This is a genomic window from Bacillus sp. XT-2 (assembly GCF_025696525.1).
Classification (GTDB): domain Bacteria; phylum Bacillota; class Bacilli; order Bacillales; family Bacillaceae; genus Bacillus; species Bacillus halotolerans.
On the sequence record NZ_JAHVOC010000008.1, the window covers coordinates 106,953 to 121,434 of the forward strand.

Consider the following 14,482-nt stretch of genomic DNA (forward strand, 5'->3'; position numbering starts at 1 on the left):
CTATTTACACCTCTTTTTCTAAAACAAGTGTGTTTTCTAATACCGGCAGTTCTTCCTTCTGAACGGTTTTTTCCTTGCTGGCGCGCAAACTGAAGAATAGGTTTAAAAAGATCGCGGTCAGGCTTCCTGTGATGGTGCCGTCACTGACCAAAATACGGATCGGAGCGGGAAACTCTGCGAAAATCGCCGGTACTGTGCTGGCGCCGATGCCGAGTGCGATTGAGCAGGCGATGGTCAGCAGATGATATTGGTTTTTCAGATCCACTGTACTGAGCATTTTTACTCCGGAGGCGATAACCATGCCGAACATGACAACGGTTGCGCCGCCGAGCACAGCCGCGGGAACGGAGGAAGCAAGAGCGGCAACCTTAGGAATCAGCCCGAGGAAAAGAAGGATACAGCCCGCGGTGACGACGACATTTCTCGTTTTCACCTTTGTCAGCTGCAATAATCCGGCGTTTTGTGCAAATGTATTATAGGGAAAGGCGTTGAACAGCCCGCCTATCATAATGGCGATCCCCTCCGCCCGATAGCCTTTGACCAGATCTTTTTCGGTTAGGGGTCGGCCGCATATCTTTCCGATGGCGTAAAAAACGCCGGTTGATTCAACGATAATGACAATTCCGACGATCAGCATCGTGATGATCGGACCGATTTCAAAAGATGGAGCGCCGAAGTAAAACGGCTTCGGGATTTGAAAGAATGGGGCTTCAGATACAGATGAAAAGCTGACCTTGCCCATGACGGCAGCCGCCGCAGTACCCGCAGCAATCCCGATCAGAACGGAAAGCGTTCGGGCAAACCCTTTGAGAAAGCGGTTGAGGACTAAGATCAGGATAAGGACGCTGACAGAAAGAAGAAGATTTTCGAGCGAACCGTACTCGGGATTGGCGCTGCCGTTTGCTTTTTCTCCGCCAGCCATATTTTTCACACCTGTCGGAACAAGAGAAAGACCAATCAAGGTGACAACAGTTCCTGTTACGACAGGAGGGAATAACACGGTCAGCTTGCCGAAGAAACGGGCACACAAGAAGATCAAGACACCGGCTGCGATGATTGAACCGTAAATCGCTGAAATGCCGTAATTTGCACCAATTGCAATCATCGGGGTGACGGCCACGAACGAGCTGCCGAGCATGACGGGAAGCCCAATGCCGATGTGCGTTCCTCGCCAGGTTTGCAAAAGCGTCGCGGCTCCGCACGTTAACAGGTCAATCGCCAATAGGTAAGACAGCTGTTCCGACGTTACATTCAGCGCTCTGCCGACAAGCAGAGGCACCAAAATCGCACCTGCGTACATGGCCAGCACATGCTGCAGGCCAAGAGTGAACACTGCAAACGGTTTTTGTTTCACTACAGTCCCTCCTTTTACATGTGAACTTTAGTAACATGATAGCGTGCCGTTTGCGGGATGTCATTGGATACAGTAGCTGAAAAATAGGAGCGTTATTGCTGAAAGTAACGAAAAGCCATTTCTTTTGTAACACCATGTGACAAATGCTAGCTAATCAGCCGCTGCATCCGCAAGGCAAGCCGCAACCGCATTGTCGTTTCGGGATCTTTTAAGCTTTTGCCCAGTAATTCTTCACATTTTTCGAGGCGGTAGATGACCGTATTGCGATGCACGTACAAACGTTTTGCCGTCTCGGAAATCTGGCAGTGTGTCTCTAGATAGACAGACAGTGTATGAAGCAGGCTTTGATCCTCCTGCTGCTTTTCAGCCAGGCTTTGAAGAGTGGAATTGTAAAATTTCTTCAAATCCTCAACCGGAAGCAGGCGGAGCAACTCAGGTACATCTTTCGCGTGATACACTTGGATAAACTCCGTGCTTCTTGATAAATGCCCTGATTGGAGAGCGTCAGACGCTTCTGTGAAAGCGTCCGGGACATCGATCAGCTTTTGGCAAATGTTGCTGATGCCAAAGGACAATGTCCGTTTAAATTGGGTTTTGACCTGTGTCTGGAACTGCTCTAAAAAGCTGATCACTGAGGCGTGCATTTCACTCCAGCTGTCTGTCGCCTCGATCAGCAGAATGCCGACATTTCCTTTAATAAAGAGGTGAGGCGGAAACGGGAAGGCAGACAATTCGCCTTCAAGAAATTCAAATACGCTGTCAGAGGCCAGCTGATTTTCAGTAAAGCTGATCGATCTGTCATTCCGGTCGAGCTTTCCGGCGATGCACATATATTTTTGATCCCAGCGAAGCTTAAATTCTTTTGCCCGGTTTTTGATTTCGTCGTCTGAAGAGAACGACCGCTCGATAAAATTACTGAAAAACTCATTCCGCGCCCGCCGGCTGTATTGCTTCAGCGCGTTTTCCTTCAGCAGCTCAAAGGAAATCACGTTCGCAGCCTGTTCAATGGTGAGAATCAATCCTTTATCAGCGGCTTGGACCATTTCCGGTATAAGCAGGTAGCCGCAGCTTTTTTCATGATTATAGATAGGAAGGACAGAATATGTTTTCTGATTTGAGATCGAAGAGAAACAAGTGAAAAACGGCCCGGACACGGTGTGCAGCGTGCTTTTGAGCTTTTCGGTTTCAAATGAAATCTGATGAGATGCAGAAAGCATTTTGGCATGCTGGTCAAGGAGCAGCACGGGAAGATGAAGGAGGTCTGATACCTTTTTGAGCAGAGATTGCAATCCCTTGCCGCTCATAATGTGGTTTGTGAATTTCTTATGTGCGTAAATGGCTTGCTGAAGCTCGTTTGAACGCATATCAAGAATATGGCTCAGCGTGGCGTTGACAATGTCTCCGAGGCGTATATGCTCAGGGAGCTCGATGATCGGAAACGCGTGTGAATCGGCGAGGTCAATGATTTCTTTCGGGATATCCTCCAGGTACCGTTTTGTTTTAATGCCGAGACCGGCACAGCCGCGTTTTGCCATTTGCCGAATCAGCTCTGATAACTGGTGAGGATTGTCCTTCAGGTGATACGCGGTGGTGACGAGCAGCTCGTCTTTATGCAGAAAATCCGCGATATCAGGAGCATCCATCATGTTGACATGCTGAACCTCTCTTTCTCCCCCTGCTTTGCCCGCAATTAAAACTGCATTTTCGTAAGCCGGTATTTTCATCACATCAAAAATATTCATAGCTCATTCTCCTTTTCTCACAAAAAGTAACCATTGGTTAAGATGAATAAATTTCATTATTAATTCTAGCTGTTTTGCTGATGTAATACGATCATAGTAACAGTAAAATGTTGAAAATAGACTGATTGTGTTACATAAACTGACATAAAAATTCATCATCCTTACAGGGGAGGGTTCAGTATGGCTTACGATTTAGTAATAAAAGGCGCAAAGGCAGTCACGCCGGATGGTGTTAAAGAAGCTGATATTGCAATGAAAAACGGGACTATTGCCAAGATCGGTTCTGCAATTGAAGCAGAGGGGGCACCAGTTGTGGAGGCTAGCGGGCAATATATTTTTCCGGGTTCGGTCGATTGCCATGTTCATTTCAACGAACCGGGCAGAGAGGATTGGGAAGGGTTTGAAACGGGCTCACAGATGATGGCTGCAGGCGGCTGCACCACTTATTTTGATATGCCGCTGAACTGCATTCCATCCACGGTGACGGCTGAAAACCTTCTCGCAAAAGCTGAAATCGGCAGGCAAAAATCGGCGGTGGATTTTGCGTTATGGGGCGGCCTTGTGCCCGGTCATATTGATGACATACATCCGATGGCTGAAGCGGGTGCGATAGGATTTAAAGCATTTTTATCAAAATCAGGCACAGAGGAGTTTCGCTCTGTTGATGAACGGACCTTGCTCAAAGGCATGAAAGAAATTGCGGCCGCAGGAAAAATCCTTGCTCTTCACGCAGAAAGCGATGCGATCACAAGCTTTTTGCAGATGGAATGGGCGAATAAAGGGAAAGTGAATGCGGATGCGTACGCGGCCTCCCGCCCGGAGGAAGCCGAAGCTGAAGCGGTGTATCGCACGATTCAGTATGCGAAAGTGACGGGCTGTCCGGTGCATTTTGTCCACATCAGTACAGCAAAAGCGGTCCGCTTGATACGGGAGGCGAAACAGGAGGGATTGGATATAACGGTAGAAACATGCCCGCATTATGTTTTGTTCAGCCATGACGATTTACGGGAAAAGGGCTCTGTCGCAAAATGCGCCCCTCCGCTCAGATCGCAGCCATCAAAAGAGGCGTTAATTGATACGCTGATCGCGGGGGATATTGACATGGTGTCCTCGGACCACTCCCCCTGCCGTCCTTCTCTGAAGCGGGAGGATAATATGTTTTTGTCATGGGGCGGAATCAGCGGCGGTCAGTTTACTTTATTGGCCATGCTTGAACTGGCCCTTGAGCGGGACATTCCATTTGAAACCATTGCTGAATGGACAGCGGGGGCACCCGCGAAGCGATTCGGCCTTCAGCAAAAAGGGAGGCTTGAAGAGGGGCGGGACGCGGATCTCGTTCTCGTCAGCATGGAGCCGTACACAGTCACAACAGAAACGATGTTTGCAAAACATAAGCAGAGCATTTATGAAGGACATACTTTCCCCTGCCGCATCTCGGCCACCTACAGCAGAGGACGGAGCGTGTACAGTGATGGGGAGAAAGCAGACAGCGGAATTGAGGGAGCATTGGTCGTTCCTTCGTAAGCCCGGCAGATTGAATTCTGCCGGTTTTTTTATGTCAGTGACTTTGGTTTTTAAAAATCAATCATCGTGGTATCTTTTTAAAAAGGGGGCTTTCGATGATGGAACACATCAAACACATACTAAATCAATCATGGTCGCTGCATACGAGTTCCAAATGGACGAAAGAATGCCCGGCATGCGGGCAATGCGGCGTGACGGCATTGGTGATACAGGAGCAATTCGGGGGCGATATTTTCAAAACAAAGATCGGTGGGAGCTGGCATTTTTATAACAGCATAAATGGGGCTGTGTATGACTTTACGAGTGAACAGTTTCAGGAGCCTATTGAGTACCAAAATATCCCTTCCTCAAGAGAGGAGGCGTTTTTGGATACCAATGAGGAACAATATCAGCATCTGCGCTCAGCGTTTTTCCGCAATATGAACAGCATTTCCGAGGAAACCTGAAAACGCGTGTGATAAACTGGAAGAGAGGTGAATGATTGTGATTTATATCGGACTGACGGGATGGGGGGATCATGACAGCATTTATCCGCCGAAAACGGCCAGCCAGAAAAAATTGCAGGCCTATTCCTCCCATTTTCCGATCGTGGAATTAGACGCGAGCTTTTACGCGATTCAGCCGGCGCGCAACAATGAAAAGTGGGTGAAGGAAACACCGGAAACCTTCCAATTTATCATTAAAGCGTATCAGGGCATGACGGGGCATCAGCGCGGCGACATTCCGTTTGACTCCAAAGAGGAGATGTTTGATGCTTTTAAGCTGTCCTTAACGCCATATTTACATAGCAATAAGCTCGCCATGGTGCTGTTTCAATTTCCGCCGTGGTTTGACTGCAAGAAAGAAAATGTCGCTTATTTAAGATGGTGCAAAAATCAAATGGGCGATATTCCTTGCGCGCTTGAGTTCAGAAACCGCTCCTGGTTTTCGCCGCCATTTTATGAGCAGACGCTTTCCTTTATGAAAGCGGAAGGCTGGATTCACAGCGTATGTGATGAACCGCAAATCGGCGATGGAAGTGTCCCGACTGTGTTGCGGGCGACCGATGAAAACAAAACGCTCGTCAGGTTTCACGGACGCAATAAGCAGGGCTGGATGAAGCCTGATGGCGGGAAAAACTGGCGTGAGGTCAGATATTTATACCGCTATAACAAACAGGAGCTGGAAGACTGGAAAAAGCATCTGAACGCATTGCAGCAGCAGTGTAAAGATGTATTTGTCCTGTTCAACAACAATTCCGGCGGAGACGCCGCGGATAACGGCAAGCAGATGCTTGAACTGCTTGATATCGAGTACTCCGGACTTTCTCCAAGACAGCTCGATTTATTTTAGAAAAGAGGTTTTGATTGATGTCGTTTGTGATTTTGATCGTACTGGGATTTATTGCGGGTACGGTAGGAAGTTTGATTGGACTCGGCGGCGGGATTGTCATCGTTCCGGCCATGATGTTTTTAAGCGCGGTGACGCCGTATTTTCAGGATGTGACGCCGCAGGTCGCCATCGGGACTTCGCTTCTGGTCATTATTTTTACGGGTCTTTCCTCAACTTTGGCTTATATTAAATATAAAACGGTTGATTATAAAAGCGGGCTCATTTTCTTTATCGGTTCAGGTCCCGGCAGCATTATTGGGGCTTACGTGTCAAAGCTTTTTAATTCAAACTCGTTTTCCATTTGGTTTGGCATATTTATGATTCTTATTTCATTATCCTTAATGCTGAAAGCGAAGGCGCGGCCGGTAAACAAAGAGCACAGAGGAATAATACGGACTTTTCAGGATGATGCCGGAGAGCCCTATACTTACTCATATCAGGCGCCTGTCGGGATTGCCATCGCCTTTGTTGTCGGCTTTTTAGGCGGGCTCTTTGGAATAGGCGGCGGCTCGCTGATGGTTCCGGCCATGATGCTGCTATTTCTGTTCCCGCCAAAGGTTGCGGTGGCAACGTCCATGTTCATTATTTTCCTATCTTCTATGACAGGATCTGTTTCACATATCATGTCCGGGCATGTGAATTGGCTGTACGCCCTCGCGCTTGTGCCCGGCGCTTGGTTCGGCGGAAGGCTTGGCGCCGCCATCAACCGAAAAATGCAGACGAAAACGATCGTTATGATTATGCGGATCGTATTAATTTTGATCGGCTGCCAGCTCATTTATGAAGGCATTTTCAGCTGAACGATTAGGGAGAGAATGATATGAAAGAGAAGCTCCGCTTATATCACACAAATGATTTGCACAGCCATTTTGAAAATTGGCCAAAAATAACAGATTATATTGAGCAAAAAAGAAAAGAACATCAGTTGCACAGCGAAGAGACGCTCGTTTTTGATATTGGTGATCATATTGATCGTTTTCATTTTGTGACAGAGGCCACATTCGGAAAAGCCAATGTAGACCTCTTAAACCGTCTTCAAATTGATGGAGCGGCTATCGGCAATAACGAGGGGATTACCCTTCCTCATGAAGAACTTGCTTCTTTATATGATCATGCCGATTTTCCCGTTATCGTCTCTAATCTGTATGACAAAAACGGAAACCGCCCGTCCTGGGCGGTTCCTTACCATATCAAAACCTTGAGAAACGGCATGACCATTGCTTTGTTAGGTGTAACGGTGCCGTATTATCCCGTATATGACAAGCTGGAATGGACTGTTACTGATGCGCTCGAAAGTATAAAAGAAACCATACAGGAAGTGAAAGGACAAGCTGATATCATCGTTCTCCTGTCGCATTTGGGAATTCTTGACGATCAAGCGGTTGCTGAAGCGGTTCCGGAGATTGACGTTATCCTCGAGTCTCATACTCACCATCTGCTTGAAAATGGACAGATGGTCAACGGCGTATTGCTTGCCAGCGCTGAGAAATACGGAAACTATGTCGGCTGTGTAGACATCACGATGGACACTGAAAAGCGAAAAATCATCAGCAAAACAGCGTCTGTTCAAAACATGGCTGAATGGACAGGGGAATCGGCGGAAACCAAAGCATTTCTTGAGGAAAAAGAACGTGAAGCCGAGGAAAAGCTGTCCGTTGCCGTTGCGGAGCTTGCGCAAGATGCTGAAGTCAAGTGGTTTGAAGAATCCGATCTGCCTTTACTTTTGGCATATGCGTTAAAGGAATGGTGCGGAGCCGACATCAGCATGGTGAATTCCGGCGTCATCCTCGGACCGCTTAAAGCCGGCCCGGTGACCAAACTTGACCTGCACCGCATCTGCCCTCACCCCATCAACCCGGTTACTGTCCGCCTGACGGGAGAGGAACTGAAGGAAACGATTGTTCATGCCGCTTCGGAACAGATGGAGCAGCTTCGAATTAAAGGATTGGGCTTCCGGGGAGAAGTGATGGGGAAAATGGTGTACGCGGGTGTCGATGTCGAAACAAAACGGCTGGACGATGGGATGACGCACGTCACCCGGATTACGCTGAACGGAGATGACATAGATAAAAATAAACAATACGCTGTGGCCGTGCTTGACATGTTTACGCTCGGCAGGCTGTTTCCAATCATCCGCGACGCCGAGGTAAAAGAATATTTCATGCCGGAATTTTTGCGGGATCTGCTTGCCTGGAAGCTTGCACAATAAGGAGGTCAGCCCACAACAAGCCGTGCCCTTCATCATAAAGTGATGAAGGAAGGGAGTGGTTGACGTGGTAAATCTGACACCGATTATGATCGAAGGACAGCCTTTTACAGCTGTGACAGTAAAGCTTCCAAAAACAAATTTCATGGCAGTCTCCAATGATCACGGATACATTATGTGCGGCGCGCTTGATGTGGCGCTGCTGAATGAAAAATTAAAGGAGCGTGGAATTGTGGCGGGACGGGCGGTTGGTGTGCGAACCATTGACCAGCTGTTAGACGCCCCTTTAGAATCCGTCACATATGCCGCAGAAGATCTTGGCATTCATGCCGGCATGAGCGGCAGAGAAGCGCTTTTAAAAATGGTGAAATAAAATAAATTGGCCCGGCTATTACTATGTCCCCCCTTACAAGCATACATTGTGATATGTAAGGGGGGATTTTCTTGCTAAGATATCGCGGCCCTCTTCGCAAGAGAGGACCTTTGCCTTTCCGGTACGTGCTGCTGCTGTCACTCGTATTTTTTATCATATCAACAACAGTCAGCCTTTGGATTATCAACGGCTCTATTAAACCGGTATTAATGAGCATCGGTGAAATGGAAACGAAGCGTGTGGCAACAGAGGTGATTCAGGATTCGATTGAGGATTATATGTCTGACAGCGAAAATATGAAAGATATGTTTCAAATGAATTCTGATGAAAACGGAAATTTAACGACAATCGATTTTAATACACAGATTATAAACAGTGTGAAAACAAAGGTGACAAAGCAGCTTCAGTCTCATCTGAAAGAGATGGAAACCCACACTGGACACAGCGGTGCCAGTGAAAATATTATGATCAACATCCCATTGGGACAGGTGACAGGAAACAGCCTTCTTGGAAACCTCGGCCCGAAAATCCCGGTCCGGTTCAATTTAATCGGTGACGCCTTTACGGACGTCAAAACAAAAATAAAGCCATACGGCATTAATAACGCACTTATTGATATCAGCATCTTCGTAGAAATTAAAGTGAAGGTCATCATCCCGTTCGCAAGCAAAACGGCCGTGGTCACCAATAATGTTCCTGTATCAATTAAAGCAGTGCAGGGCGAAGTGCCGCAATTTTATAACGGAAGCGGCGGTTCAGGTGTTACGCCTTCTGTCCAGCTTCCAAGCAGCAAAGAAGAAGACAGCCATGATTCAAAAAATGAAAAAAACAGCAAATAAAGCCGCCTTTTCATGAGGCGGCTTTCGTCATTTCTTTTTCTTGTACTCATAGCGCTCCCACGCTCTCAAATGTGGATAAGGATCAAACGACCATTCAGTTTTTCCATTATCCTTATACATGCCATAGTGCAGGTGCGGCGGAAATTTTCCGGCTGTGCCAGGCGGGCCGTATCCTGAGCTGCCCACTGACCCGATCACTTGGCCGGGCTCGACGATCTGCCCTGTTTTAATGCCCTTTGCAAACCCATTGAGATGGGCGAAATAATGATACGTATTGTTAATATCTCTGATGCCGATTCTCCATCCTCCAAAGCGGTTCCAGCCTTTCATTTCAATGACGCCGTAACAGGTGGATTTAACAGGAAGGCCATAGTGGGCAAAGAGATCTGTTCCTTCATGAATCCGCCTTCCCCCAAAGCCGCGGGCGTCTCCCCACGTGCTGCGGTAGCTGTAATCCGTTCTGATCGGAAGCGGAAACGCATGCTCGCCCAAATCAATATGACCGTAAGCCTTAAACAGCTTCATGAACTCGGATATGATTCCCACCGTTTGATCACGGCGGTAATAATTCCAGAGCCCGATGCGGATATTCTCTTCATCTGTGCCGTACGACAGCAGATATTGTGCGAATGTATACAGAATGTCTTCATCATTGCTGACCTCGGCTTTCCCGTCGCCGTCACCGTCCATTCCGATTCCGTCAAACACTTTTATGCTTAACGGCGCATCGTCTTTCGGATTCGGATTTTCTGGTCCGCTCCAGATCTCGTCCGGTACATAGATGCTGATGATTCCCGTTTTGTCAGGCAGATCCTTTCTGTTGCTCCGCACATTCTCCTCGTATTGATCAACAGCGGCGAGCGCGTACCAAGGAATCTGCGTCACAGCCTCGACTTTATGATATAATCCCATCCGTTTAGAAAGCACCGGATCTGAAAGCTCTTTTCCAGACGCAAAAGGTTCAAATGCAAACAAAAGGAGAAGAAGGGCAGATAACACAACTTTCACAAAATAATCTCCTTTCAATATTGAATACACATAGTTTGCGGCAACCCGGCGAGAAAATGTCAGTAATCATCTTCCCTTGTCGAGAAATTTTTCCTATGTTAAAGTGTCTAAAGAAAAGACTTTCTTTAGTTAGAAAAACATTATTTTTGTTGCAGAAATGAAAAAACTGCACCTATCTCGTTTTCAGAATGTTTCGTGTCAGAAATTGAGTATATTGGATATTGGAGATGATGGGAATTGGCAAAGAAAGACGAACACCTCAGAAAGCCCGAATGGCTCAAAATCAAATTAAATACAAATGAAAATTATACAGGACTCAAAAAACTCATGCGGGAAAACAATCTGCACACCGTATGTGAAGAAGCAAAATGTCCGAATATTCATGAATGCTGGGCAGTAAGACGTACAGCGACATTTATGATCTTAGGATCTGTTTGTACGAGAGCGTGCCGTTTCTGCGCCGTCAAAACGGGCCTTCCGACTGAGCTTGACCTGCAAGAGCCGGAACGCGTAGCAGATTCCGTCGCTCTGATGAATCTGAAACACGCGGTTATCACAGCTGTTGCGCGTGATGACCAAAAAGACGGCGGTGCGGGTATTTTTGCGGAAACTGTCCGTGCAATCCGCAGAAAAAGCCCGTTCACAACAATTGAGGTGCTTCCGTCAGATATGGGCGGAAACTATGATAACTTAAAAACGTTAATGGATACGCGCCCTGATATCCTGAATCACAATATCGAAACGGTTCGCCGCCTGACGCCAAGAGTCCGTGCGCGTGCGACGTACGACCGTTCATTGGAATTTTTGCGCCGCGCGAAAGAAATGCAGCCTGACATCCCGACAAAATCAAGCATCATGATCGGACTCGGTGAAACGAAAGAAGAAATTATCGAAGTGATGGACGACCTCTTGGCAAACAATGTTGATATTATGGCAATCGGCCAATACCTGCAGCCGTCGAAGAAGCACTTAAAAGTCCAAAAATATTATCACCCTGATGAATTTGCAGAATTGAAGGAAATCGCGATGCAAAAAGGCTTCAGCCACTGTGAAGCCGGTCCGCTTGTCCGTTCCTCCTACCATGCGGATGAACAGGTTAACGAAGCATCTAAAAAACGCCAAGCGCAAGCATAATGCCAAAACGCCAGATCATCTGGCGTTTTTGTCATTCCTATTCGTTTCCTTGTCCTGGCGTGTTTCTCCATTGGCATTTTCGTTTTCCGAGACAGGGCTTCCTTGCGGGGAGGTTTTCATTTCTTGTATCGTCCCCGACATGATGTCTCTGACATCTCTTGAACCGGAACCGAGATTGCTGTAATTTTTGATGGCCTGCATGTGATTCGGATTGTCGGAAATGTACACATGATAGTAACGCGGAATCACCGAAACCGCCGTTTTTTTCACTTGATCAGCTGTCAGCTCACGGTTTTTCGAATCGGTTTTGTACACGACAAGCGCTTCTTGGTCAGTGACAAGCGCTGCGGCATCTTGAATATGAGGGAGCTGAACCGTTAAGCTTGATATAATGTGAGCGGTTTCTTCACGGTCTGGCGCCGGTGTCTCCTGCTGTTCGCCGTCAAATTGTTCTTTTTGATAGCGGACATAACCAAACTGTTCATTCTCATCATGCCTGTTAAAAGCTTCATTGCGGTCAGATACATGAATGGGCCTGGTTTCATTTTGATGCTGGGCATTCTGCTCAGCGTTATTGAATCCTGCGCCTCCGCATCCGGATAAAAGCCCGGTCATCAGGCAGAGGCTGACAGCAGTTCGTTTCATTTGTAATCCCTCCTTATGTGTAGGGTAGCCAAATCACACGAATTATTCTTTAGCAATTGATGGGGACGGGGCAATGAATTATGATAGGAATGAGTGAAAAAGAGGTGAGATCATGATTCTTATTCAAAATGCCGAATTTGAGCTGGTGCACAATTTCAAAGACGGCTTCAACGAAGAGGCTTTTAAAGCCCGTTATTCCGATATTTTAAATAAATACGATTACATTGTGGGAGACTGGGGATACGGCCAGCTCAGGCTCAAGGGCTTCTTTGACGACCAGAATCAAAAGGCGACCTTTGAAACGAAAATCAGCACATTGGACGAATACATTTACGAATACTGTAATTTCGGCTGTGCGTATTTTGTCTTAAAACGGATCAGAAAATAACCATTACACAAAGGGGATGCTGTCATGTATTTTGTTGACAGAAACAAGATAGAGCATACACTCGGGTTCTTCGAGCGTCAGCTGGCGCTGTTTCATTCGCAAACAGACTGGAAATCCGAAATCGAGGGGCTCGCGCTTGAACGCATCGGCCACCTGTTAATCGAATGCATTCTCGATACAGGAAATGACATGATTGACGGTTTTATTATGCGGGACCCGGGCAGCTATGATGATATCATGGACATACTGGTTGATGAAAAAGTCGTAACGGAAGAAGAGGGGGCAGAGCTGAAGCAATTGATTGCGTATCGAAAAACATTGGTTCAGCAATACCAGCTCGCTGACAGTGCAGAGCTTTACAAGCTGATCACCGCGCATCTAGCGGTCCTTCAAGTCTTTCCGAAACGAATCAGAAGCTACTTGGAAACAGAGCTGGGCCCTGTTTCCGCGTTTAAATAACGACAGGAAAGCCACAGGAGTGTTTAAAAATGAAAACATATAAAGGATATTTAATTGATTTAGACGGAACGATGTACAACGGCACAGAAAAAATCGAGGAAGCTTGTGAATTTGTCAGAACGCTGAAAGACCGCGGCATTCCTTATCTTTTTGTGACAAACAACTCTTCCCGCACACCGAAGCAGGTGGCGGACAAGCTGGTCTCTTTTGACATTCCGGCAACAGAGGAGCAGGTTTTTACGACAAGCATGGCGACTGCCCAGCATATCGCCCAGCAGAAAAAAGACGCGTCTGTGTATGTGATCGGGGAAGAAGGAATTCGCCAGGCGATTGAAGAAAATGGCCTGACCTTTGCAGAGGAAGATGCGGACTTTGTTGTTGTAGGGATTGACCGCGGGATTACATACGAAAAACTTGCCGTCGGCTGCCTCGCAATCAGAAATGGCGCCCGCTTTATTTCCACAAACGGTGACATTGCCATACCGACTGAAAGAGGCCTCCTGCCGGGCAACGGTTCACTGACCTCTGTGTTAACCGTATCCACAGGCGTGCAGCCGGTATTTATCGGCAAGCCGGAATCCATCATCATGGAGCAGGCGATGCGTGTTCTCGGCACTGATGTATCCGAAACACTTATGGTCGGCGACAACTACGCGACTGACATTATGGCAGGCATTAATGCAGGGATGGATACGCTGCTTGTCCACACAGGCGTAACGAAAAGAGAGCATATGACAGACGATATGGAAAAACCGACTCACGCTATTGATTCTCTGACTGAGTGGATTCAACATATATAAAAAAGGGCGCCCCAAAAGGGTGCCCTTTATTCTGTATGCCGCGCGCGGTGTGCAAGCCTGCTGGAGGCCGCAGCGGAAATGGCGCCGACAATGTCATCAAGAAATGTATGGCATTCGCCGGTTGATTTATCATTTAAACGGCCGAGGATACCGGGTTTTTCTTTGTCGATGTAGCCATAGTTTGTAAACCCGATGGACCCGTAAATATTCACGATGGAAAATGCCAGAACTTCATCTACTCCATATAGGCTTTCATCTATCTCCAGCATCGTTTGCAGCGGTTCAGACAGTTTTTTCTGCTCAGCAAGAACGTCCAATTCAATGCCCGTTAAAATCGCGTTTTGCACCTCACGCTTTGCGAGGACCCGATTCACATTCAACGTGCATTCATCCATGGTTAAATCCGGATGATATTTTTTCTGCAGAAAAAAGACAAGCTCGGCAATATCGGATACCTCAACGCCGCGCTCCTTCATCCGTTCTCTTGCTTTGGCTTCCATCTGACTGATTTGTTCTTTATCTGACATCAACTTCACCCAATCTTTTTTTACTAGTTTATACAAAACGTACGAGATGTTTACGACTTTTTCTTGCTCCTTTGTCGGATTAAAATATGTATTCATAATTCCGCCTGTGTAT

16 protein-coding genes are annotated in these 14,482 nt (G+C 47.1%); 11 read left to right on the plus strand and 5 right to left on the minus strand.

Translation table 11 applies throughout. The annotated features are described in order from the left end of the window. Positions 1-4: 4 nt before the first annotated feature. Positions 5-1,300 carry a nucleobase:cation symporter-2 family protein gene (locus KXD37_RS18985; protein WP_404506194.1) on the minus strand — a complete coding sequence of 432 codons (1,296 nt, stop codon included), beginning with the start codon at positions 1,298-1,300 and terminating at the stop codon, positions 5-7. 200 nt (positions 1,301-1,500) lie between these two features. Then, positions 1,501-3,096, minus strand: coding sequence for a purine catabolism transcriptional regulator PucR (gene pucR, locus KXD37_RS18990; protein WP_059292619.1), 1,596 nt, complete (start codon positions 3,094-3,096; stop codon positions 1,501-1,503). A 180-nt stretch (positions 3,097-3,276) separates the two neighbouring features. Between pucR and KXD37_RS18995 the strand changes: the two genes are divergently transcribed. From KXD37_RS18995 to yunB, 7 genes are all read left to right on the plus strand, one after another. Further along, the gene (locus tag KXD37_RS18995; protein WP_127696516.1) at positions 3,277-4,620 is read left to right on the plus strand and encodes an allantoinase; all 1,344 of its coding nucleotides are present in this window, start codon (positions 3,277-3,279) and stop codon (positions 4,618-4,620) included. Between the two features lie 98 nt (positions 4,621-4,718). Next, positions 4,719-5,066 (plus strand): hypothetical protein, encoded by a 348-nt coding sequence (locus tag KXD37_RS19000; RefSeq protein ID WP_106022028.1) that lies wholly within the window; start codon positions 4,719-4,721, stop codon positions 5,064-5,066. Between the two features lie 37 nt (positions 5,067-5,103). Then, positions 5,104-5,952 carry a DUF72 domain-containing protein gene (locus KXD37_RS19005; protein ID WP_106019932.1) on the plus strand — a complete coding sequence of 283 codons (849 nt, stop codon included), beginning with the start codon at positions 5,104-5,106 and terminating at the stop codon, positions 5,950-5,952. Positions 5,953-5,969: 17 nt separating this feature from the next. After that, complete coding sequence (locus tag KXD37_RS19010) at positions 5,970-6,791, plus strand: sulfite exporter TauE/SafE family protein (protein ID WP_101860000.1); 822 nt, start codon at positions 5,970-5,972, stop codon at positions 6,789-6,791. Positions 6,792-6,811: 20 nt separating this feature from the next. Continuing rightward, positions 6,812-8,200 carry a bifunctional metallophosphatase/5'-nucleotidase gene (locus KXD37_RS19015; protein WP_106022005.1) on the plus strand — a complete coding sequence of 463 codons (1,389 nt, stop codon included), beginning with the start codon at positions 6,812-6,814 and terminating at the stop codon, positions 8,198-8,200. A 64-nt stretch (positions 8,201-8,264) separates the two neighbouring features. Continuing rightward, positions 8,265-8,570, plus strand: a complete 306-nt coding sequence (locus KXD37_RS19020; RefSeq protein WP_010331750.1) for a YunC family protein — start codon at positions 8,265-8,267, stop codon at positions 8,568-8,570. A gap of 71 nt (positions 8,571-8,641) precedes the next feature. Continuing rightward, a complete protein-coding gene (gene yunB / locus KXD37_RS19025; protein ID WP_106019503.1) occupies positions 8,642-9,409 on the plus strand; it encodes a sporulation protein YunB in 768 nt (255 codons plus the stop codon). A gap of 27 nt (positions 9,410-9,436) precedes the next feature. On the opposite strand, the gene lytH is transcribed toward yunB, so the two are convergent. Continuing rightward, positions 9,437-10,417 carry an L-Ala--D-Glu endopeptidase gene (lytH, locus tag KXD37_RS19030; RefSeq protein ID WP_106019502.1) on the minus strand — a complete coding sequence of 327 codons (981 nt, stop codon included), beginning with the start codon at positions 10,415-10,417 and terminating at the stop codon, positions 9,437-9,439. 237 nt (positions 10,418-10,654) lie between these two features. On the opposite strand from lytH, the gene lipA reads away from it, so the two are divergent. Then, entirely contained in the window at positions 10,655-11,551 is an 897-nt protein-coding gene (lipA, locus tag KXD37_RS19035) for a lipoyl synthase (RefSeq protein WP_010331747.1), read from the plus strand. Positions 11,552-11,566: 15 nt separating this feature from the next. Here lipA and KXD37_RS19040 read toward each other — a convergent pair whose 3' ends face one another. Next, complete coding sequence (locus KXD37_RS19040) at positions 11,567-12,196, minus strand: YhcN/YlaJ family sporulation lipoprotein (protein WP_101864115.1); 630 nt, start codon at positions 12,194-12,196, stop codon at positions 11,567-11,569. A 112-nt stretch (positions 12,197-12,308) separates the two neighbouring features. On the opposite strand from KXD37_RS19040, the gene KXD37_RS19045 reads away from it, so the two are divergent. From KXD37_RS19045 to nucF, 3 genes are read left to right on the plus strand one after another with little or no spacing between them, the layout of a single operon-like run. Next, on the plus strand, positions 12,309-12,584 hold the full coding sequence (locus KXD37_RS19045; RefSeq protein ID WP_003228682.1) for a YutD family protein: 276 nt from the start codon (positions 12,309-12,311) through the stop codon (positions 12,582-12,584). Between the two features lie 24 nt (positions 12,585-12,608). Further along, positions 12,609-13,043: a DUF86 domain-containing protein gene (locus KXD37_RS19050; RefSeq protein WP_105953817.1), complete on the plus strand. Its 435-nt coding sequence runs from the start codon at positions 12,609-12,611 to the stop codon at positions 13,041-13,043. A gap of 29 nt (positions 13,044-13,072) precedes the next feature. Beyond that, positions 13,073-13,843 (plus strand): 5' nucleotidase NucF, encoded by a 771-nt coding sequence (nucF, locus tag KXD37_RS19055; protein ID WP_044158995.1) that lies wholly within the window; start codon positions 13,073-13,075, stop codon positions 13,841-13,843. Positions 13,844-13,869: 26 nt separating this feature from the next. On the opposite strand, the gene KXD37_RS19060 is transcribed toward nucF, so the two are convergent. Next, complete coding sequence (locus KXD37_RS19060) at positions 13,870-14,370, minus strand: phosphatidylglycerophosphatase A (protein ID WP_024122730.1); 501 nt, start codon at positions 14,368-14,370, stop codon at positions 13,870-13,872. Positions 14,371-14,482 lie beyond the last annotated feature (112 nt).

Coding starts and splice junctions, on each gene's coding strand:
- KXD37_RS18985 (WP_404506194.1), bottom strand. CDS start 1,300: ATGTACGCAGGTGCGATTTTGGTGCCTCTGCTTGTCGGCAGAGCGCTG.
- pucR (WP_059292619.1), bottom strand. CDS start 3,096: ATGAATATTTTTGATGTGATGAAAATACCGGCTTACGAAAATGCAGTT.
- KXD37_RS18995 (WP_127696516.1), top strand. CDS start 3,277: ATGGCTTACGATTTAGTAATAAAAGGCGCAAAGGCAGTCACGCCGGAT.
- KXD37_RS19000 (WP_106022028.1), top strand. CDS start 4,719: ATGGAACACATCAAACACATACTAAATCAATCATGGTCGCTGCATACG.
- KXD37_RS19010 (WP_101860000.1), top strand. CDS start 5,970: ATGTCGTTTGTGATTTTGATCGTACTGGGATTTATTGCGGGTACGGTA.
- KXD37_RS19015 (WP_106022005.1), top strand. CDS start 6,812: ATGAAAGAGAAGCTCCGCTTATATCACACAAATGATTTGCACAGCCAT.
- KXD37_RS19040 (WP_101864115.1), bottom strand. CDS start 12,196: ATGAAACGAACTGCTGTCAGCCTCTGCCTGATGACCGGGCTTTTATCC.
- KXD37_RS19045 (WP_003228682.1), top strand. CDS start 12,309: ATGATTCTTATTCAAAATGCCGAATTTGAGCTGGTGCACAATTTCAAA.
- KXD37_RS19050 (WP_105953817.1), top strand. CDS start 12,609: ATGTATTTTGTTGACAGAAACAAGATAGAGCATACACTCGGGTTCTTC.
- nucF (WP_044158995.1), top strand. CDS start 13,073: ATGAAAACATATAAAGGATATTTAATTGATTTAGACGGAACGATGTAC.
- KXD37_RS19060 (WP_024122730.1), bottom strand. CDS start 14,370: ATGTCAGATAAAGAACAAATCAGTCAGATGGAAGCCAAAGCAAGAGAA.